The following is a 21,191-nucleotide window of genomic DNA, read 5'->3' as shown; positions in this document are numbered from 1 at the left end:
AGCGGATGGATAGAAGGGGAACGTTTTCATCAATCGATGACCCTCCCTTTCAGAGCGAAGAGCCCCTGCGGACGTTTCTGGATGAACAGGATGATCAGCGCGAGGATCAGGATCTTGCCCAGCACCGCGCCGATCTGCGGCTCGAGGATCTTGTTCGCCACGCCCAGGCCGAAGGCGGCCAGCACGCTGCCGGCGAGCTGGCCGACACCGCCGAGCACCACCACCAGGAAGGAGTCGATGATGTAGCTCTGGCCCAGGTCCGGGCCGACGTTGCCGACCTGCGACAGCGCCACGCCGCCCAGGCCGGCGATGCCCGAGCCCAGGCCGAAGGCGAGCATGTCCACGCGGCCGGTGGGCACCCCGCAGCAGGCGGCCATGTTGCGGTTCTGGGTGACGGCACGGACGTTCAAGCCCAGCCGCGTGCGGTTGAGCAGCAACCAGGTGAGCGCCAGCACGAACAGCGCGAAGCCGATGATGACGATGCGGTTCCACGGCAGCACGAGATTGGGCAGCACCTGGATGCCGCCGGACAGCCAGGCCGGGTTGGCGACCTCGACGTTCTGCGCGCCGAACAGCACGCGTACCAGCTGGATCAGCACCAGGCTGATGCCCCAGGTGGCGAGCAGGGTTTCCAGCGGGCGGCCATAGAGGTGGCGGATCACCGTACGCTCCAGGGCCATGCCGATGCACGCGGTGACCAGGAAGGCCACCGGCAGCGCCAGCAGCGGGTACAGCTCCAGCAGGCCGGGGGCGAAGCGCTGGCAGAGCAGCTGCACCACGTAGGTGGAGTAGGCGCCAAGCATCAGCATCTCGCCGTGGGCCATGTTGATCACCCCGAGCAGGCCATAGGTGATCGCCAGGCCCAGGGCGGCGAGCAGCAGGATCGAGCCCAGCGACAGGCCGCTGAACGCCTGGCCGAACAGATCACCCATCAACAGACGGCGCTTGACCTGGCCGAGGCTGGTGGCGGCGGCGGTACGCACGGAATCGTCAGGTTCGACAGCGGGGTCGAGGAGATTTTCCAGGCGGGTGCGCGCCTGCGGATCGCCGGATTCGCCCAGCAGGCGCACGGCGGAGAGGCGCACGGCGGGCGCCGGGTCGGCCAACTGCAGGTTGGCCAGGGCCAGTTGCAGGGCGGCTTTGACGCTTTCGTTCGACTCTTCGTTTAGGCGGTATTCGAGCAGCGTGCGTTGTGCCGGGCGGGCGCTCTTCTGCAACTGGCGCGCGGCTTCCAGGCGTACTTCGGGACTGTCGGCGACCAGTTGGTGGCTGGCCATGGCGGTGTTGACCAGGCCGCGCAGGCGGTTGTTCAGGCGCAGCTTGTCGGGCTCGCCGACCGCGGTTGCGCCGCCCTCGGCGGGGTGGTAATGGCCGTCGTCACCCATGAGGAAGGCGCGGTTCTGCGCATCGACGGCCAGGCGCCCGGACTGGATGGCGTCCAGCAGCGGCAGGCGGTCGGCGTCGGGGGCGGCGGCCCATTGTTCGAGCAATTGGGCGCGGGCGTCGTTGTCGGCGCTGGCGAAGTCCTGCGCGGCGCTGGCGAAGGCGAGCTGCGGCAGCAGCGCGGCCAGCGCCAGGGCGCAGAGGCGGAGCAGGGGGAGCAGGGCAGTGGGCATGGATGTATTCCCTGAGAGGCGGGTGTGGGCGGCTGCGCCCTCTCCCCAGCCCTCTCCCTGAAGGGAGAGGGAGCTGTCCGTGCCGCCGGATACTTCACAGCCTCATCCTGCGCAGACGGTCTTCCCCGGCAGGGAGAGACGGCCTGGGCCGGCTGACGCTGGCGTTTGATCTTGCGCCATTCGGTCCCCTCTCCCTTCAGGGAGAGGGTTAGGGAGAGGGGCTCTGCAGCCCGCTCCGGATCAGTTGCTGCGCACCGCGTAATCCGGCTTCTTGTCGTTGCCCGGAATGAACGGGCTCCACGGCTGGGCGCGGATCGGCTCGGGGGTCTTCCAGACCACGTTGAACTGACCGTTGTCCTCGATCTCGCCGATCATCACCGGCTTGTGCAGGTGGTGGTTGGTCTTGTCCATGGTCAGGGTGAAGCCCGACGGCGCCTTGAAGGTCTGCCCGCCCATGGCCTCGCGGACCTTGTCCACGTCGGTGCTGCCGGCCTTCTGCACGGCCTGCGCCCACATGTGGATGCCGACGTAGGTGGCCTCCATCGGGTCGTTGGTCACGGCGGTGCTGTAGTTGGGCAGGTTCCTGGCCTTGGCGTAGGCCTTCCAGTCAGCGACGAACTTGCTGTTCTCCGGGTTCTTCACCGATTCGAAGTAGTTCCACGCCGCCAGGTTGCCCACCAGCGGCTTGGTGTCGATGCCGCGCAGTTCTTCCTCGCCCACGGAGAAGGCCACCACCGGCACTTCGGTGGCTTCCAGGCCCTGGTTGGCCAGCTCCTTGTAGAAGGGCACGTTGGAGTCGCCGTTGACGGTGGAGATCACCGCGGTCTTGCCGCCGGCGGAGAACTTCTTGATGTCGGCGACGATGGTTTGATAGTCGCTGTGGCCGAACGGCGTGTAGACCTCCTGGATGTCCTTGTCGGCCACGCCCTTGCTGTGCAGGAAGGCGCGCAGGATCTTGTTGGTGGTGCGCGGGTAGACGTAGTCGGTGCCCAGCAGGAAGAAGCGCTTGGCGGCGCCGCCGTCCTCGCTCATCAGGTATTCCACGGCCGGGATGGCCTGCTGGTTCGGTGCGGCACCGGTGTAGAAGACGTTGGGCGACATTTCTTCACCCTCGTACTGCACCGGGTAGAACAGCAGGCCGTTGAGTTCCTCGAATACCGGCAACACCGATTTGCGCGACACGCTGGTCCAGCAGCCGAAGACCACCGCGACCTTGTCCTGGGTCAGCAGCTGGCGCGCTTTCTCGGCGAACAGCGGCCAGTTGGAGGCCGGGTCGACCACTACCGCCTCGAGCTTCTTGCCGTTCACTCCGCCCTTAGCGTTGATCTCGTCGATGGTCATCAACGCCATGTCCTTGAGCGAGGTCTCGGAGATCGCCATGGTGCCGGACAGCGAATGCAGGATGCCGACCTTGATGGTCTCGGCGGCCTGGGAGCTGAACGGGAACAGACCGGTGAGCAGCAGGGCGCTCATGGCCAGCGTACTTTTCAACAGCGGACGACGTTTCATCGCGGCAGCCTCCTTGGCTATCCAGGGGCGGGGAGTTGCCGGTGCGGCAGCTTCCCCGGAAATGGGGCGATCCGTGGACCGGATCGAAGCTGCCATCGCAGCATCCGTGCCAAACAGGCAAAAGCCTTGGCGCAGATGGGCTGCACGCGATTTTCTGTCGTGATGATGAGGTTTTTCAGTGCGCAGCTTTGGTGCGTTGAACACGCTTTGCTGCGCGATGCTCCCCAAAGGTGCGCGTGGCTAGGGAATGAAGTAGCCGCGCACGCCGGTCATGATGATCTGCGCGGCGAGGGCGCAGACGAACAGGCCCATCAGGCGGCTGACGATCATCAGGCCCTGCTCGCCGAGGACCTTCTCGATCTTGTCGGACAGGTAGAGCGTGACGCCCACCGTCAGGCAGGCGAGGAATATCGCCGCCATGGCCAGCAGCTTGTGCTCCCAGTCCTGGTTCACGCCCATCACCAGCAGTGCGCCAATGGTGCCCGGGCCGACTGTGATGGGAATGGTCAGCGGGACTATGGTGACGTCCTGCTGCACGTTGTCCGCCTGCACCGCCGAACGACCCTGGGCCATGCCCAGCGCGGAGATGAACAGCACGCTGCCCGCGCCGATGCGGAAGGCGTCGGCGGTGATGCCGAACAGGGTGAAGATATAGCGCCCGAACAGGTACAGCAGCACGCTGGCGATCAACGCCGCCAGGGCCACGCGCCAGGCCATGCGCTTGCGGTCGCGCGGGGCGAAGCCGCGGTTCAGGCTGATGAAGCAGGAAAGGACGAAGAACGGGCTGTAGAGCACCAGCATCTTCAGGTACACGCTGAACATCACTTGCATGGGAACGACTCGTCCGGATTGAGAGGGCGCGGCAGGGCACAGCATAGCGGGTGGCACGGCGGGAGGCATTGCGGCGGGGCAAATGCCCGCTCGGTCTATCGGGCTCCTACGCCAGGGATATGACGGGCGGAAGGGCGGGATCAGGACGGCAGCGCATCGCTCTGCTGGCGCAGGCGGCGATCGCGTTCGCCGACCCAGTAGGCCACCAGCTCGCGCAGTTGCGACAGCTCCACCGGCTTGGCCATGTGGCCGTCCATGCCGACCAGCCGCGCGCGCTCCTTGTGCTCGCTGAGGATGTGCGCGGTGAGCGCCACCACCGGGGTGTGCGGGCGCTGCTCGCTGGCTTCCCAGGCGCGCAGTCGTTCGGTGGCGGAGAAACCGTCGAGTACCGGCATCTCGCAGTCCATCAGCACCAGGTCGTACTGGGTGGACTTCATCGCCGCCAGCGCTTCCTCACCGTTGCTGGCGGTATCGGGCTGCAGGTTGAGCTTGCTCAGCATGCCGCGGATGACCTTGGTGGAGATGCTGTTGTCCTCGGCGACGAGGATGCGGAAGTCGGTCGGCGGCACGTTGGACACCGGCTCGCTGGCCGGCGCGAGGTAGTTGCTCACGCCGCTCGGGCCGCGCTGCGACAGTTCTTCGGCGAGGGTCGCCTTGAGCGTGTAACCGGCCACCGGCTTGGCGAGGATGCGCTTGATGCCCGCATTGCGCGCGATGATCTTGCTCGGCGCATTGCTGATACCCGTGAGCATGATCAGCAGGAGGTCGTGGTTGATATTCGGGTCTTCCTGGATCTTGGTGGCCAGCTGCATGCCGGTCATGCCGGGCATGTCCTGGTCGAGCAGGACCACGTCGAAGTATTCGCGCAGGTGCGCCTTGGTGCGCAGTTGGGCCAGCGCTTCCTTGCCCGAGGACACCGCGCTGACGTTCATGCCCCAGGCGCTGCACTGCTGCACCACCACCTTGCGGCAGGTCTGGTTGTCGTCCACCACCAGCAGGCGGGCGCCCTGCAACGGACCGTCGAGGTCGGCGCCGGCCTGGTCGATCTGCTGCGGGTCCAGCGGCAGGCTGAGCCACAACAGGTTGCCGGCGCCTTCGGCGCCTTGGCCGCTTTCGATACCGCTCTCGATGCCAAAGTCGCCGGACATCAGGCGGATCAGCTGGCGCGCGATGATCAGGCCAAGGCGGCTGCTGATGCGGGTGGCGGAGAGGAAGTCGCGGCTGTGCAGCTCGGCGGTGAGCAGCGCCTGGCGGTCGGCGCTGTCCAGCGGTCGGCCGCTGTCCTGCACGGCGATGCGCAGGCGCGGACGCTCTGTTGGGCCGTCGAGGGCGACGACGAGCAGAATCTCGCCCTCGTCGGTCTGCTTGAAGGCGTTGTCCAGCAGGCTCAGTACGGCCTGGCGCAGGCGTGTCGGGTCGCCGCTGACGATGCGCGGCACCTGCGGCTGGGTGAAACTGATCAGTTCGACTTTCTGCTGCTCGGCCTTGGCGCGGAAGATCGCCAGGCAGTCCTCGATCAGCGCGCCGAGGTCGAACTGCACCTCGTCCAGCTCGATCTGTCCGGACTCCAGCTTGGAGATGTCGAGAATCTCGTTGATCAGCGACAGCAGTTCGTTGCCCGCACTGTGGATGGTCTGCACGTAATCGCGCTGCTTGGCCGAGAGCGGGGTGCCGAGCAGCAACTCGGTCATGCCCAGCACCCCGTTCATGGGGGTGCGGATCTCGTGGCTGATCTTGGCCAGGAAGTCGCCCTTGGCCTGCAACTCCGCCGCATGAGCCGCCTCGCTGGTGCGCTGCTGCAGGTTGAGCTGCTGCAGCAGGCGCTGGCGCTCGGTAAGCGACACGCTGAGGATGAAACCGGCGAGGGTGGCGAAGCTGAAGACGCCCAGTACCAGCCAGCCCGGCTCCAGCTGGTGGGTGCCGAACAGAACCGGCAGGAACACCAGGAAGCCACTGTTGAATACCAGCATGCCGATGGTGACCAGGCGAGCCGGGCGGTAGCCGTGGTACCAGTGCCAGGCGGCCACCAGCGGCACACTGAGCGAGCAGAGGATCACCAGCAGGTAGACCAGCCAGCTGAACCAGAACACCTGGGTGAAGGCGATGAGCATGCCGATCAGCAGGATTGCCAGTGCCTCGGCGTGGAGCAGGCGATTGAGCGGGCTGTTCACGGTGCCGCGGAAGAAGCTGGCCGCAAAACCCAGCAGGCAGACAGCGGCACCCAGGGCCCCCAGGTCGGCAACCAGCGACTGGTTGAACGTCAGCCAGGGCAGGGCGAAGGCCACCAGCCCCAGGTTGGCGGCGGCGCAAAGCGCCAGCGACCCATGCATCGCCGCCAGCCAGAGGCTGCTGGTGCTGCCGCGCATGTAGGCGAAGCGGGTGAGGTTGTACAGCATCAGCAGGAGCATGGCGCCCAGGAGCATGCCGAAGAAGTATGCCGGCCGCTCCAGGGCCACCAGGCCGGCGTCGTCGATCTGTTCGAACCAGGCCATCAGCGGATGGTTGGAGGTCATCCGCACGTAGAGCGTCATCGGCTGGCCATCGGTAGGCAGCGCGAAGAGATAGGAACGCGAAGGCAGCGGGCGCTCCTGGAACGGCCGGAGTTCCCCGGTGTGCAGCTGCTTTTGCAGCCGACCGTCCTGCACCAGGTAGTAATCGAGGTACTGAACGCGCGGGGCGAAGATCCACAGCCAGCTGGGGCGCTGCTGCGCCGGCAGTTGCACTTGCAGCCAGACGGCCTGGGAACTGGCGGGGTAGATGAAGGAGTGTTTGTCGAGCGGGAAGAATTGCTGTTTGCGTTGCAGGACGTCGGCGATCTGCAGTTGCGCGCTCTCGTCGCGCAGGACGTTCCACTGCGCGGCCGGTGGAGGCGGCGTCGAGGTATCACGCAGAACAACGGACTGCGCCGCCAGGGTTGCATCGCCATTACTCGACGCAGCCAGCGCAGGCAACAGCAGCACGAGGCTGATGAGCAGTCCTATGGCAATCCAGAGCCGACGCACGGCGAAGTCCCTTCGGTAGTGAGTGGTCGAATTATAGCCAAGTGTACTGAGGCCCGGAATCCACCCGTGCACGCGCGGATCAGGGTAGCGGAGGCATCCGACAGCGGATGCCTCCGCCCGTCGGATCAGCCCTCGCCGCGTTCGCGAGCGATGGCGCGATAGCCGATGTCCTTGCGGTAGAAGCTGCCGTTCCAGCGGACCTTCTCGGCCAGGCGATAAGCCTGCTCCTGGGCCGAGGAAACGCTCGGGCCGATGGCGGTGGCGCACAGCACGCGGCCGCCGCTGGTGACGACCTGGCCGTCCTTCAGCGCGGTACCGGCGTGGAACACCTTGCCGTCGAGCTTGGCGGCTTCGTCCAGGCCCTCGATGACGTCACCCTTGGCGTAGTCGCCCGGGTAGCCGCCGGCGGCCAATACGACACCCACGGTGGGACGCGGGTCCCAGGTGGCTTCGACCTTGTCCAGCGCCTTGGCCAGGGCGGCCTCGACCAGCAGGACCAGGGACGATTCGAGGCGGACCATGATCGGCTGGGTTTCCGGGTCGCCGAAGCGGCAGTTGAACTCGATGACCTTCGGCGCGCCGCTCTTGTCGATCATCAGGCCGGCGTAGAGGAAGCCGGTGTAGACGTTGCCTTCCTCGGCCATGCCGCGCACGGTCGGGTAGATCACTTCGTCCATTACGCGCTGGTGCACGTCGGCAGTCACCACCGGAGCGGGGGAGTACGCACCCATGCCGCCGGTGTTCGGGCCGGTATCGCCGTCGCCGACGCGCTTGTGGTCCTGGCTGGTGGCCATGGGCAGCACGTTCTGGCCGTCGACCATGACGATGAAGCTGGCTTCCTCACCGTCGAGGAATTCCTCGATCACCACGCGCGAACCGGCGTCACCGAAGGCGTTGCCGGCGAGCATGTCGCGCACGGCGTCTTCGGCTTCGGCTAGGGTCATGGCGACGATCACGCCCTTGCCCGCGGCCAGGCCGTCGGCCTTGATCACGATGGGCGCGCCTTTCTCCTTCAGGTAGGCCAGCGCCGGCTCGACTTCGGTGAAGTTCTGGTAGTCGGCGGTGGGGATCTTGTGGCGCGCGAGGAAGTCCTTGGTGAAGGCCTTGGAGCCTTCCAGCTGGGCGGCGCCGGCGGTGGGGCCGAAGATGTCCAGGCCGCGGGCGCGGAACAGGTCGACCACGCCTTTGACCAGCGGGGCCTCGGGGCCGACTATGGTCAGCTGCACGTTCTTCGCGGCGAAGTCGGCCAGCTCTTCCAGGGCCAGCACGTCGATGGCGACGTTCTCGCACTTGGCTTCGGTAGCGGTGCCGGCGTTGCCCGGCGCGACGAAGACCTTCTGCACGCGCGAATCCTGCGCGACCTTCCAGGCCAGCGCGTGCTCGCGACCGCCGCTGCCGATGATGAGTACGTTCATTGGAAATCTCCTGAACAGTTCCGGCTTGGCCGGATTGTCGGGTATCGCTTCGCTCCACCCAACCTACGAGAGCTTTTTTCCAGCCTGTGCGAGGGCGCAATGGAGTGGCTGGATGCAAGGCGCGGACGGCTTCGACAAGCGGAGTTGCCTATTGGCAATGAGCATTGGTGAAGTCGTCCGCAACGCAGTAGACGGCCGCTACAGTGCGGCCGTCCCGGTTAATGCCTAAAGTGGCGCATGCCGGTGAAGACCATGGCAATACCGGCTTCGTCTGCAGCGGCGATCACTTCGTTGTCGCGCATCGAGCCACCCGGCTGGATCACCGCGGTGATGCCGGCCTTGGCCGCGTTGTCGATGCCGTCGCGGAACGGGAAGAAGGCGTCGGAGGCCATGACCGCACCCTTCACTTCCAGGCCAGCGTGCTCGGCCTTGATGGCGGCGATACGGGCGGAGTTCACGCGGCTCATCTGGCCGGCGCCGACACCGACGGTCTGGCGGTTCTTGGCATAGACGATGGCGTTGGATTTCACGAACTTGGCGACTTTCCAGGCGAAGATCAGGTCGTGGATTTCCTGCTCGCTCGGGGCGCGCTGGGTGACGATCTTCAGGTCATCGGCGGTGATCATGCCGATGTCGCGGCTCTGTACCAGCAGGCCGCCGTTGACGCGCTTGAAGTCCCAGCCGGCAGGACGCTCGGCCGGCCACTCGCCGCATTCCAGCAGGCGCACGTTGGCCTTGGCGGCAACCACGGCGCGGGCGGCTTCGGAGACTTTCGGGGCGATGATGACTTCGACGAACTGGCGCTCGACGATGGCCTGGGCGGTCTCGCCGTCCAGCTCGCGGTTGAAGGCGATGATGCCGCCGAAGGCCGACTCGGTGTCGGTGGCGTAGGCCAGGTCATAGGCCTTGCGGATGCCGCCTTCGTTTTCCGGAACCACGGCCACGCCGCACGGGTTGGCGTGCTTGACGATGACGCAGGCCGGCTTGACGAAGCTCTTCACGCATTCCAGCGCGGCGTCGGTGTCGGCCACGTTGTTGAACGACAGCTCCTTGCCCTGCAGCTGGATGGCGGTGGAGACGCTGGCCTCGCCGCCTTCGACGTAGAACGCCGCGCTCTGGTGCGGGTTCTCGCCGTAGCGCATGTCCTGGGCCTTGATGAACTGGCTGTTGAAGGTGCGCGGGAACTGCAGGCGATTCTCGGTGGACAGCGTCTCGGCGTCCTGGTCGATGGTGCCCAGGTAGTTGGCGATCATGCCGTCGTAGGCGGAGGTGTGCTCGAACGCCTTGAGGGCCAGGTTGAAGCGCTGGGCGTAGGTCAGGCCTCCGTCCTTCAGGGCCGCGATGACGCCTGCATAGTCGGTGGAGTTGACCACGATGGCGACGTCCTTGTGGTTCTTCGCCGCGCTGCGAACCATGGTCGGGCCGCCGATGTCGATGTTCTCGATGGCGTCGGGCAGGGTGCAGCCGGGTTTGGCCACGGTGGCGGCGAAGGGGTACAGGTTGACCGCGACCAGGTCGATCGGCTTGATGCCGTGCTCCTGCATCACCGCGCCGTCGATGTCGCGACGACCGAGGATGCCGCCGTGGACTTTCGGGTGCAGGGTTTTCACGCGGCCGTCCATCATCTCCGGGAAGCCGGTGTAGTCGGCCACTTCCACGGCGGCGATGGCGTTGTCCCTGAGCAGCTTGTAGGTGCCGCCGGTGGAGAGAATCTCCACGCCGAGGGCTGCCAGCTCACGGGCGAAATCGACGACGCCGGTCTTGTCGGAAACGCTGATCAGCGCACGGCGGACGGGCAGGCGGGTGGTTTGGTCGGTCATAGCGGCTTCCACAAAGGCTTCGGGCTTTTCGCGTGTCAGGCGCGGGCCCGGCTGACCTCGAGGTCGCGGGCCCGCGCCTGCCACCTGTCAGAGAAGATCGTACTGCTTGAGTTTCTTGCGCAGGGTCCCGCGGTTCAGCCCCAGCAGTTCGGAGGCTTTGGTCTGGTTACCCTTCACGTAGTTCATGACGGTTTCCAGCAGCGGTGCTTCGACTTCGCAAAGCACCATGTTGTACACGTCCGTGACCGGCTGCCCTTCGAGATGGGCGAAATAGTTGTGCAGCGCCTTTTCCACGCTGTCGCGGAGGGTCTGGCCCTCCTGCGTCGGAGTGGTCAGGTGCTGTTTAAGGTTGGCGTTGTCGCTCACGGGTGTCATTCCACTCACTAATGTCTCGGTCATCGTTGTCATGCGGCCACCCCTTCTCCGTTATTGTGGCGCTCGGCGAAGAACTGCCTGACGCTGGCGCTCTGTGCATCCGTGTCCTGCAAACGATTGAACTGGGAGCGGAACTCCGCCGCTCCCGGTAGGGTTGCGAGGTACCAGCCCACATGCTTGCGGGCAATTCGCACACCCATTTCCTCCCCATAAAACGCATGCAATGCAGCGAGGTGCTCGAGCAGGATGCCCTGCACCTCGTGCAGACTCGGCGCCGGCAGCAGCTCGCCGGTGCTCAGGTAATGATCGATTTCGCGGAATATCCAGGGGTTGCCCTGGGCGGCGCGGCCGATCAGCAGGGCATCCACGCCCGTCTGCTCGAAAACCTGCCGTGCCTTGCGCGGCGAATCGATATCACCATTGGCGAAGACCGGAATCGAAACCGCCTGCTTGATCGCCGCGATGGTTTCGTACTCCGCCTCGCCGGTGTAGAGGTCGGCACGCGTCCTGCCGTGCACCGCCAGCGCCTGAATGCCCGACTGCTCGGCGATCCGCGCCACCGTCACACCGTTCTTGTTCGACCGGTCCCAACCGGTACGAATCTTCAGGGTGACGGGAACCTCTACGGCCGCGACCACCGCCTCGAGGATGTCGGCCACCAGCCGTTCATCCTTCATCAGCGCGGAACCCGCGGCCTTGTTGCAAACCTTCTTCGCCGGACAGCCCATGTTGATGTCGATGATCTGGGCGCCGAGCTCCACGTTGCACCTTGCGGCTTCCGCGAGCATCTGCGGGTCGCCGCCGGCGATCTGCACCGAACGTGGCTGGTCCTCGTGGTCGTGCTGCAGGCGCAGGCGCGACTTGCGGCTGTTCCACAGGCGGACGTCGCTGGTGACCATCTCCGAGACCACCATGCCGGCGCCGAGGCGGCGACAAAGCTGGCGGAACGGACGATCGGTGACGCCGGCCATCGGGGCCAGGATCAGTCTGTTGGGCAGTGTGTAGGAGCCGATGCGTACCACCGACTGGTTTTCCATGGTCAATGGGGCGGGAACACCGAGGCGCCGCGCGTTAGGGACTCGCGGGTGCGTTTCGGGGCCTGCCACCGGTGCTAGCAAAAAAGGGAGGGCATGATACCCGCTCTCGATGACCGGATAAAGGCGAATTTGGATAAATTCTGAACAGCTCCGGGCTTAGCACTCAAGGTAGGAAGACGAGCGGAGCTGGCGTTCTCAGGCGCTTTGAGCTACCCGCCGGGTCATTCCGGCGAGTGGAAGCTCAGGCTGTAGTTCACTGCCTTCGGACCCGGATCGAGGATGTCCAGGGAGATGTGGATCGGCGTCTGCGGCGGCATCTCGTCCTGCCCGGCCAACTCCCCCGAGAGGTATTCGCTGGGTTTGAAACGACGGCTGGCGATCAGTTGGCCATTCAGGTCGGCGAAGCGCATCTCCAGCAGCGGGAAAGGCTGGGAGAAGTTGGCGCGGTTGTAGATGATCGCGTCGACCACCAGTGCGCCGCTGAAGTCCGGGTGGCTGCGCACCACCAGGTTGCTGCTGCGGATCTGCTCCACATCGACCTTGGAGGGCAGGGTACAGCCCAGCTCCGGGCAGGCCTGGGCGAACCAGGGGCGGTACTGGTCCTGGCGCGCCAGTTCGTCGAAGTGATAGGCGATGTACTGGCCGGCGAGGCCGGCCAGGGCCAGCAATACCAGCAGCAGCCAGAACAGGCGGCGGCCCCAGCGGCGCTTGGGCTTCTGCCAGTCGAGCTGCAGGGGTTCGTCGCTCAGGTCGTGCAGGCCGCCATCGTGCAGGGCGGGTTCGGCGCGGCGGTTGTCGCCGCGGGGGTCGGCCAGCGGCGGAGCTTCGTCCTGGTCCTCGTCCGCTTCGGGTTCGTCATCGTCGCGGCGGGCGCTGAAGGCAGGAAGCTTTTCCTCGTCGGTCTCTACCCGCAAGGGCTCCATGCGCCGGGGCGCTGGATCGATGCGTGGTTCGTCTTCCGGTTCGTCCTCCGGCTCTTCGGGCTGGGGAGCCGTGTCGGCTACCAGGCGTGCGCTGGCGGGCGGCTCCTCGGGCTCGTCGGCGGACAGTCGGCCGAGGCTGGGCTCCTGGCGGGATGCCCGGCTGGCGCCGTTCTGTTCATCTTCCAGCAGCGCTTCGGCCCAGCGTTCGTCATGCGGGTCGCGCTTTTCTTCCTGACGGGTCTGCAGGGCCTCGCTGGGGCGCGGGGCGCGATCGATGCTGAGGAACTCCTGGGACAGTTCGAATTCATCGAGCTTGGCCAGTTCCTCGTCGAGATTGAGGCTGTCCAGGTCGAGGTCGTCGTGAATCCACAGGGTTTCGTCTTTTTTCGACGGCACGGGAGCGGGCCTGGACGGCTCGCTGGTCAGGGTTGCCGCGGGGGCGATCACCGTGGTGGCCGGGGCAGGTTCGACCACGGGGGCCGGTTTCGCTTCCGCCTTGGGTTCGACGACGGCGGGTTTTTCCGCCACATCGCTGGAATGCCTTGCCGCATGGGGCGCCAGCGGCCAGCCGAGGGTGGCGGTGCCGGGGGTGGCGGGTGCCGCTGGCCTTTCGGGGGTGAAGGTCGTGAAGGCTGGCGTGGGACTCGGCGCCGCTGCGACGGGCTGCGGAGCTTTCGGCGGAGCAGGTGGCGCGACCGGCTCGGGGTTCGGGATAGGTCCTGGGGCTTCGACCGGCGGTGCTGCCCTGACAGTCGGTGCGGGAACCTGGGACGGCTCGCCCACCATGTTCTGCGGCGCGCTGAACACCTTCAGGCAGGTTCCGCAGCGCACAGCACCGCTGGCCGCGCCCAGTTGCGCCGCGTTGACGCGGAAACGGGTCTGGCAATGGGGGCACTGTGTGATGAAGCTGTCGCTCATGCGGCGGTCCGGCGGAAAAAACTGGCGGTTAGTCTAACTCAAGCCCCGTGCGGCGGGCATCAGCGGCGGCGGCCGCTGATGCGGATCCAGCCGTCGCGCTCGGCGGTCGGGTCGAGATCGAAGGCGTCGGCATAGGCGGCGCGAACTTCCTCGGCCTGCTCGGCGAGGATGCCCGAGAGGGCCAGCAGGCCACCGGATTTCACCAGGCCGGTGAGCTGTTCTGCCAATGTGACCAGCGGACCGGCCAGAATGTTCGCCACCAGGACGTCCGCCTGTGCCTTGGGCAGATCGGCGGGCAGGTAGACGGGGAATTTCGCCGGGTCGATGCCGTTGCGCGAGGCATTGTCGCGAGAGGCTTCCAGCGCCTGCGGGTCGATGTCGGTGCCGACAGCCTGTTCGGCGCCCAGCAGCAGCGCGGCGATGGCGAGGATGCCCGAGCCGCAGCCGAAATCCAGCACCTGTTGGCCGGCCAGCTCCTGGCCGTCGAGCCACTCCAGGCACAGCGCGGTGGTCGGGTGGGTGCCGGTGCCGAACGCCAGGCCTGGGTCGAGCAGCAGGTTCACCGCCTCAGGCTCCGGAGCCTCGTGCCAACTGGGGACGATCCACAGGCGGCGACCGAAGCGCATCGGCTTGAAGTTGTCCATCCAGCTGCGTTCCCAGTCCTGGTCCTCGATACGCTCGATCTGGTGTTCCGGCAGTGCGCCGCCGGTAAGTAGCGAAAGGTGGGCGGTCAGCGCCGTCTCGTCGGTGTCGGCCTCGAACAGCGCGAGCAGGTGGGTGTGGCTCCACAGCGGGGTGGTGCCCAGGTCCGGCTCGAAGATCGGCTGGTCTTCGGCGTCCATGAAGGTCACGGAGACGGCGCCGACTTCCAGCAGCGCATCTTCATAGGTTTCCGCCTGATCCGGGGTGATGGCGAGTCGGACTTGAAGCCAGGGCATGGGGCGGTACCTCGATCGTGCTGGGATGGCGCTGGAAAAGACAACGGGCCGCCTGGGCGGCCCGCAGATAAAGGCGGCAAGCTTACTGCACGGCACCCTGCCATGCCAGCGTGCAGGGGCCGCAAAGCACAAGGGCCGCCCGGAGGCAGCCCTTGTGATGGAGCGAGGCGGAGCAGGCAGGCTCAGTGCTTGTCCATGCCCAGCTTCTTCTCCAGGTAGTGGATGTTCACGCCACCCTTGCAGAACTCTTTATCGCGGACCAGCTCCTTGTGCAGCTCGGTGTTGGTCTTGATGCCGTCGACAATCAGCTCGTCCAGCGCATTGCGCATGCGCGCCATGGCTTCATCGCGGTCCTTGCCGTAGGTGATGATCTTGCCCACCAGCGAGTCGTAGTTCGGCGGTACGGCGTAGCCGCTGTACAGGTGCGAATCCACGCGCACGCCGTTGCCGCCCGGTGCGTGGAAGTGCTTCACCTTGCCGGGGCTGGGCATGAAGGTCTTCGGGTCTTCGGCGTTGATCCGGCATTCCAGCGCATGGCCACGGATGACCACGTCTTCCTGGCGGATCGACAGCTTGTTGCCCGAGGCGATGCTGAGCATTTCCTTGACGATGTCGATACCCGTGACCATCTCCGACACCGGATGCTCCACCTGCACGCGGGTGTTCATCTCGATGAAGTAGAAGCGGCCGTTCTCGTAGAGGAACTCGAAGGTGCCGGCGCCACGGTAGCCGATTTCCACGCAGGCCTGGACGCAGCGGGCCAGCACTTCGGCGCGGGCCTTCTCGTCGATGCCGGGGGCTGGGGCTTCTTCCAGCACCTTCTGGTGACGACGCTGCAGGGAGCAGTCGCGGTCGCCCAGGTGGATGGCGTTGCCCTGGCCGTCGGAGAGGACCTGGACTTCCACGTGACGCGGGTTGGTCAGGAACTTCTCCAGGTAGACCATCGAGTTGCCGAAGGCCGCGCCCGCTTCGGTGCGGGTCAGCTTGGCGGACTTGATCAGGTCTTCCTCGTGGTGCACCACGCGCATGCCGCGACCACCACCGCCACCGGCGGCCTTGATGATCACCGGGTAGCCGACCTCGCGGGCGATCGCCAGTGCGGTCTCTTCGTCTTCGGGCAGCGGGCCGTCGGAGCCCGGCACGGTCGGCACACCGGCTTTCTTCATGGCGTCCTTGGCCGACACCTTGTCACCCATCAGGCGGATGACGTCGGCGCTGGGGCCGATGAAGGTGAAGCCCGAGCGCTCGACCTGCTCGGCGAAGTCGGCGTTCTCGGCGAGGAAGCCGTAGCCGGGGTGGATACCCACGGCGCCGGTGACCTCGGCCGCGGCGATGATCGCCGGGATGTGCAGGTAGGACTGCGCGGCCGGGGCCGGACCGATGCAGACCGCTTCGTCGGCCAGCGACAGGTGCATCAGCTCGCGGTCGGCGGTCGAGTGCACGGCCACTGTCTTGATGCCCAGCTCCTTGCACGCGCGCAGGATGCGCAGCGCGATTTCGCCGCGGTTGGCGATCAGTACTTTTTCCAACATCGCAGGTTCCCCGCGGTTTAAACGATGGTGAACAGGGGCTGGTCGAACTCGACCGGCTGGCCGTTCTCCACGAGGATCTGGCCGATCACGCCGCTGGTCTCGGCCTCGATGTGGTTCATCATCTTCATGGCTTCGACGATGCAGAGGATGTCGCCTTTCTTCACGCTCTGGCCGACTTCGACGAAGTTGGCGGAGGTCGGGGAGGCTGCGCGGTAGAAGGTGCCGACCATCGGCGAGCGCACGGCGCCGGCGAGGTTCTGCGCAGCCGGAGCGGCTTCAGCGGCCGGGGCGGCAGCGGCAGCGGCAGCGACCGGCGCTGCGGCCGGAGCCGGAGCGTAGGCCGGGGCGGCAGCGTAGATCGGCTGGGCGGCGGTCTTGCTGTGACGGCTGATGCGTACGGACTCTTCGCCCTCTTTGATCTCCAGTTCGTCGATACCGGATTCTTCGAGCAGTTCGATCAGTTTCTTGACTTTACGGATGTCCATCAGTGTTCGCTCTCCCAGGTGAGGTCACGGGCGTTCAAGTTGTTCAAGGGCGGATTCCAGGGCCAGGCGGTAGCCTGTGGCGCCCAGACCGCAGATCACCCCTACCGCCACGTCGGAGAAGTAGGAGTGATGCCGGAAAGGTTCACGTTTGTGCACGTTGGAGAGGTGCACTTCGATGAATGGGATGCTCACTGCGAGCAATGCGTCACGTAGAGCGACACTTGTATGCGTGAAAGCGGCCGGATTGATGAGGATGAAGTCCACGCCTTCGTTGCGCGCGGCATGGATCCGGTCGATCAATTCGTACTCGGCGTTGCTCTGCAGGTGCATCAGGTGGTGGCCGGCCTCGCGGGCGCGGCGCTCCAGGTCCTGGTTGATCTGCTCGAGGGTGACGGAGCCGTACTTGTCGGGCTCGCGGGTACCCAGCAGGTTGAGGTTGGGCCCGTGCAATACCAGTAAGGTCGCCATCTGGATGCGGTAGTCCTTGTTCTTGGCGGGGAAAGAGTGGGCGGGACTATGCCGGAAAGCTGGCGTGACTGTCCAGTCATGCGGGTTTTGCCGTAGATGTCAGCATGTTGCCAGCCGATTGCGGCAAAACCATTGCAATCAAACGGTGGTCAGGAACGCTTGCCAGCCTGTTTCAGGCGGTCGGCGAGGGTGGCGGCGTCGGTCTCGCCGATGATGCGCAGGTCCGACCATTCGTCGCCTTTGGGCGAGAAGAACAGCAGCGCCGGCGGGCCGAACAGGTTGTAGCGGTCGAGCAGGGCGCGCTGTTCCTCGGTGCTGGCGGTCATGTCGAAGCGCAGCAGGACGAAGCCGGGCAGCTGTGACTGGACTTCCGGCGCCGGCAACACCTGGCGCTCGATGATCTTGCAGCTGATGCACCAGTCGGCGTACCAGTCCAGCAGCACCGGGCGACCGGCGGCCCGGGCGCTGGCCAGGGCGGCGTTGAGCTGCGCCGGGGTGGTGATGTTCTGCCAATCACCGGGGGTGGCGCTCGGAGGGCCGGCGTGGGTGCTGACGCCGCTGCGGCCCAGCGGGTGCAGCGGGTCGGATTCGCCGCGCAGGGCACCGGTCCAGGCTGCCACGGCGTAGACCAGCAGCATCAGGCCCAGCAGTTGGCCGAGTCGTTGCAGCGGCTGCTTCGGCCCCAGTTCAAGGGTGCCGATGGCCAGGGCGACGCCTCCGGCGAGAGTGCCCCAGAGGGTCAGGGCTACCGGCCCGGAGACCAGGCGCTCGAGCATCCAGATGGCCACCGCCAGCAGCATCACGCCGAAGACGTTGCGTACGCCGTTCATCCAGGCGCCGCTCTTGGGCAGCAGCGCGCCGCCGCCGACGGCGAAGATCACCAGCGGCGTACCCATGCCCAGGCCCAGGGAGAACAGCAGCAGACCGCCGCCGACGGCATCGCCGGTGCTGCTGATGTAGAGCAGCAGGCCGGCCAGCGGTGCGGTGACGCAGGGCGACACCAGCAGGCTGGAGAGCACGCCCAGGGTCGCCGCGCCGGCAATCGAACCGCCGCGGGTGTTGTTCGCCATGTTGTCCAGGCGCTCGCGCAGGAAGCCCGGAAGGCGCATCTCGAACACGCCGAACATGGCGATGGCGAAGACCACGAAGAAGGCCGCGAAGGGGATCAGCACCCAGGGCGACTGCAGCATCGCCTGCAGGTTGAGCTTGGCGCCGAACAGGCCCATCAGCGTGCCGAGGACCGCGTAGCAGGCCGCCATGGGCAGCACGTAGGCCAGCGACAGCGCCAGGCCGCGCATGCCGCCCGGACGACCGCGCAGGACCACGCCGGAGAGGATCGGCAGCATCGGCAGCACGCAGGGGGTGAAGGTCAGCGCCAGGCCCAGCAGGAAGAAGATCACCAGCGCGCGGCCGAGTTTCTTGATCTTGCCCGGCTCGTGGTCGCCCAGCAGGCTGGCCAGCGGGTTGCCCGAGGCGGTGGACTTGGCCGCGGTGGCAGCGGGGGCGGGGCCGGTCACGACGCTGGCGGCCTGGCCGTCGGCGATCTGCAGGCGGGTGGTTTCCGGCGCGTAGCACAGGCCCTTGTCGGCGCAGCCCTGGTAGCTGACGACCAGGGTGAAGGGCTTGTGCTGCGGATTGAGCAGCGGCACGTCGATGTCGGTGATGGCGTAGTAGACCACCGTATCGCCGAAATAGTCGTCGTGGTGCTGCTTGCCTGGCGGCAGCTTCACTTCGCCGACGCTCACGCCGCTGTCGGCGGGCTCGACCTTGAAGCTGAAGCGGTGCTGGTAGAGGTAGTAGCCGTCGGCATTGATAAAGCGCAGCTTCACCTGCTGGCTGTCGCTGTCCTCGACGCTGACGCGGAAGGCCTCGGCCACCGGCAGGAAGTCGCCCTTGGCCGGTTGCGTGACGGCGAAGCCGCCCTTGTCGGCGGGTTTGTCGAACAGGCCGGCGGAAGCGGGCAGGGCGACCAGGAGCAGGAGCAGGGTTAGCAGGCGGCGCATGGACATCTCGCGGACTACGTAATGGGCGGACGGAGGACGTGGCGGGCATGATAGCGGAAAGCTTCCGGTGCGGCCCGGGGCGTTGCCGCATGAGCTGTCACAAGAAGTGATAGCCGCTGTGGGACTGCGCCTACTGGGCTCGGTTCCCGTGGCGCTGCTGCGTCAATCGGCCGCGTGCTGGTCGAAGGCTGCCAGCAGGTCGCTGACGAAGGCCTGCTCGGCGTCGCCGGGATGGCGGCCGCGGTGGCGGGTCAGGCTGAAGGCCACATCGAAGCCCAACTCGCCCGGCAGCAGTTCGCGCAACTGGCCGCGCTCGATCCACGGTTGGGCGACGTGCTTGGGCAGGTAGCCGATGTGCGCGCCGGAGAGGATGAACGCCAGGCTGCCGTCGACCTGCTCGCAGCGCGCGCTGCTGCGGCTGGTTTGCAGCGGCTCGTCGGCGGCGATGAAACGATACGGGTGTAGCACCTGATCGGCTTCCGCCAGGGAGTCGCGGCTCGGCTTCTTTTCCTTGAAGGCCGGATGACCGGCGCCGCAATACAGGCCCTGGGGTTCGACGAACAGGGTGTGATGCTCCAGCGCGGCCTGGGTGCCGGCGAAGTAGCCGACCGCCAGGTGCAGGCGATCCTGCAGGAGCAGGCGCTCCAGTTCTGCGGGCGTGGCGGTGAGAAGGTCGAGGGTGACCGCCTCGTTGCGTTGACGGAAGCGCCGGATGGCGTCGGACAGACGCGCCAGCACGCTCTCTTCCAGGCTTTCCGACAGGCCGATGCGCACCTCGCCCAGCAGTTTGTCGGCAACGCCGCGCGCCTCGTCGCGGAATCCCTCGATGGCAACGAACAGCCGTCGCGTCGATTGCAGCAGGTGCTCGCCCTTGGGGGTCAGGCGGAAGCCGCCCTTGCCGCGCTCGCACAGGCGGTAGCCCAGGCGTGTCTCCAGCTTGGCCATCTGGATGCTGATGCTCGGCTGGCTCAAGCCCAGTTCGCCCTGTGCCGCGCTGAAGCCGCCGCACTCCACCACCGTGACGAAGAGGCGCAGCAACTGCAGGTCGAGGTCGCGCAACTGGCTGAGCATGATGGGCACCAAACATTGTGAGAGTGAAATGCCAAAGTAATTAACTTTGTATTTTTGCAAAGTAAAGCCCGCCCCATGCTCGCCCCATGACCACAACAACCTTGAGGCGATGATCATGCGTGTGTTCTTCCGGGCGACTCTCGCGGCACTGGCCGTGTCGTTGGCCGTGCCCCTGCAGGCGCAGGAGCGGGTGCTCAACCTGTACAACTGGGCGGATTACGTCGGCGCCGACGCGCTGCAGCGGTTCCAGAAGGAGACCGGCATCCGTGTCAAGTACGACACCTTCGACAGTGCCGAGGTACTCGACAGCAAGTTGATGACCGGACGCAGCGGCTACGACGTGGTGTTCCCGGCCAGCAGCGGGTTGGCCCGCGCGATTCAGGCCAGGGCCGTGCAGCCGGTGGACGACACTCAGTTGAAGAACTTCGCCAACCTCGACCCGGAACTGCTGGCGAAACTCGCCGCCATCGACCCCGGCAACCGCTTCGGCGTGCCCTATACCTGGGGCACCGTGGGCCTGGCGATCAACCAGGACGAAGTGCTCAAGCGCATCCCCGATGCGCCGCTGGACAGCCTCGACCTGCTGTTCAAGCCCGAATACGCCAGCCGCCTGGCCGACTGCGGCCTCTCGCTGATCGACTCGCCCCAGGAGGTCATCAGCGTGGCGCTGAACTACCTCGGCAAGCCGCCCTACAGCACCGATCCGGCCGACCTCGCCCAGGTCCGTGAGCTGCTGGGCAAGCTGCAACCCAACGTGCGCTACATCGCCAGCGGCAAGCACATCAATGACCTGGCCAATGGTTCGTTGTGCGTTGCCCTGACCTATACCGGTGACGCGCTGATGGGGGCGGCGCAGGCCAGGCAGGCGAACAAGCCGTTCGAGGTGATCTACCGGATTCCCAGGGAAGGCACGCTGATCTGGTTCGACACCATGGCCATCCCGGTGGACGCCCCGCACCCGCAGGAAGCTCGCGCGTTCATCGACTTCATGCTGCGCCCGGACGCCATCGCCGAGCTGACCAACACCCTGTACTTCGCCAACGCCAACCTCAAGGCCACGCCGCTGCTCAATGCCGACGTCGCCAGCGATCCGGACATCTACCCGCCGGTGGCCATGCGCCAGAAATTGTTCGGCGAACAACTGCTGACCCTGAAGCAGCAACGCGAGCGCACCCGGCTGTGGTCGGCGTTCCGCACGCGTAGCTGATTCGCCTGCGCTTGCCCTCTCCCTAACCCTCTCCCTAAAGG

General features: G+C 66.1%; 16 protein-coding genes. 1 reads left to right on the top strand and 15 read right to left on the bottom strand.

The window, feature by feature from the left end; genetic code table 11:
- Nucleotides 1-29: 29 nt before the first annotated feature.
- From urtB to C167_RS0110265, 15 genes are all read right to left on the bottom strand, one after another.
- Nucleotides 30-1,616 carry an urea ABC transporter permease subunit UrtB gene (gene urtB / locus C167_RS0110335; protein ID WP_017518200.1) on the bottom strand — a complete coding sequence of 529 codons (1,587 nt, stop codon included), beginning with the start codon at nt 1,614-1,616 and terminating at the stop codon, nt 30-32.
- A 240-nt stretch (nt 1,617-1,856) separates the two neighbouring features.
- The gene (gene urtA, locus C167_RS0110330; RefSeq protein WP_017518199.1) at nt 1,857-3,125 is read right to left on the bottom strand and encodes an urea ABC transporter substrate-binding protein; all 1,269 of its coding nucleotides are present in this window, start codon (nt 3,123-3,125) and stop codon (nt 1,857-1,859) included.
- A gap of 240 nt (nt 3,126-3,365) precedes the next feature.
- Nucleotides 3,366-3,956 (bottom strand): MarC family protein, encoded by a 591-nt coding sequence (locus C167_RS0110325; protein WP_017518198.1) that lies wholly within the window; start codon nt 3,954-3,956, stop codon nt 3,366-3,368.
- 140 nt (nt 3,957-4,096) lie between these two features.
- Nucleotides 4,097-6,958 carry a hybrid sensor histidine kinase/response regulator gene (locus tag C167_RS0110320; RefSeq protein ID WP_017518197.1) on the bottom strand — a complete coding sequence of 954 codons (2,862 nt, stop codon included), beginning with the start codon at nt 6,956-6,958 and terminating at the stop codon, nt 4,097-4,099.
- A 125-nt stretch (nt 6,959-7,083) separates the two neighbouring features.
- Complete coding sequence (purD, locus tag C167_RS0110315) at nt 7,084-8,373, bottom strand: phosphoribosylamine--glycine ligase (protein WP_017518196.1); 1,290 nt, start codon at nt 8,371-8,373, stop codon at nt 7,084-7,086.
- 218 nt (nt 8,374-8,591) lie between these two features.
- Nucleotides 8,592-10,193, bottom strand: a complete 1,602-nt coding sequence (purH, locus tag C167_RS0110310; RefSeq protein ID WP_017518195.1) for a bifunctional phosphoribosylaminoimidazolecarboxamide formyltransferase/IMP cyclohydrolase — start codon at nt 10,191-10,193, stop codon at nt 8,592-8,594.
- 87 nt (nt 10,194-10,280) lie between these two features.
- Complete coding sequence (fis, locus tag C167_RS0110305; RefSeq protein ID WP_026078947.1) at nt 10,281-10,601, bottom strand: DNA-binding transcriptional regulator Fis; 321 nt, start codon at nt 10,599-10,601, stop codon at nt 10,281-10,283.
- Complete coding sequence (dusB, locus tag C167_RS0110300; protein WP_017518193.1) at nt 10,598-11,605, bottom strand: tRNA dihydrouridine synthase DusB; 1,008 nt, start codon at nt 11,603-11,605, stop codon at nt 10,598-10,600. The genes fis and dusB overlap by 4 nt, the downstream gene beginning before the upstream one ends.
- 221 nt (nt 11,606-11,826) lie before the next feature.
- Nucleotides 11,827-13,446, bottom strand: a complete 1,620-nt coding sequence (locus C167_RS32395) for a DUF3426 domain-containing protein (RefSeq protein WP_026078945.1) — start codon at nt 13,444-13,446, stop codon at nt 11,827-11,829.
- Between the two features lie 59 nt (nt 13,447-13,505).
- Nucleotides 13,506-14,384 (bottom strand): 50S ribosomal protein L11 methyltransferase, encoded by an 879-nt coding sequence (gene prmA, locus C167_RS0110290; RefSeq protein ID WP_017518191.1) that lies wholly within the window; start codon nt 14,382-14,384, stop codon nt 13,506-13,508.
- 182 nt (nt 14,385-14,566) lie between these two features.
- The gene (gene accC, locus C167_RS0110285) at nt 14,567-15,916 is read right to left on the bottom strand and encodes an acetyl-CoA carboxylase biotin carboxylase subunit (RefSeq protein ID WP_017518190.1); all 1,350 of its coding nucleotides are present in this window, start codon (nt 15,914-15,916) and stop codon (nt 14,567-14,569) included.
- A 17-nt stretch (nt 15,917-15,933) separates the two neighbouring features.
- Nucleotides 15,934-16,401, bottom strand: a complete 468-nt coding sequence (accB, locus tag C167_RS0110280; RefSeq protein ID WP_017518189.1) for an acetyl-CoA carboxylase biotin carboxyl carrier protein — start codon at nt 16,399-16,401, stop codon at nt 15,934-15,936.
- Between the two features lie 24 nt (nt 16,402-16,425).
- A complete protein-coding gene (gene aroQ / locus C167_RS0110275) occupies nt 16,426-16,869 on the bottom strand; it encodes a type II 3-dehydroquinate dehydratase (protein ID WP_015479055.1) in 444 nt (147 codons plus the stop codon).
- Nucleotides 16,870-17,018: 149 nt separating this feature from the next.
- Nucleotides 17,019-18,872, bottom strand: a complete 1,854-nt coding sequence (locus C167_RS0110270; protein WP_017518188.1) for a protein-disulfide reductase DsbD — start codon at nt 18,870-18,872, stop codon at nt 17,019-17,021.
- A 162-nt stretch (nt 18,873-19,034) separates the two neighbouring features.
- Entirely contained in the window at nt 19,035-19,943 is a 909-nt protein-coding gene (locus C167_RS0110265; protein WP_017518187.1) for a LysR family transcriptional regulator, read from the bottom strand.
- 115 nt (nt 19,944-20,058) lie between these two features.
- Between C167_RS0110265 and C167_RS0110260 the strand changes: the two genes are divergently transcribed.
- Nucleotides 20,059-21,150, top strand: coding sequence for a polyamine ABC transporter substrate-binding protein (locus C167_RS0110260; protein WP_026078944.1), 1,092 nt, complete (start codon nt 20,059-20,061; stop codon nt 21,148-21,150).
- Nucleotides 21,151-21,191 lie beyond the last annotated feature (41 nt).

It is taken from the genome of Pseudomonas nitroreducens TX1, assembly GCF_000313755.1.
In the GTDB taxonomy this organism is placed as follows: Bacteria; Pseudomonadota; Gammaproteobacteria; order Pseudomonadales; family Pseudomonadaceae; genus Pseudomonas; species Pseudomonas nitroreducens_A.
This window is presented reverse-complemented; position numbering and strand designations above follow the sequence as displayed.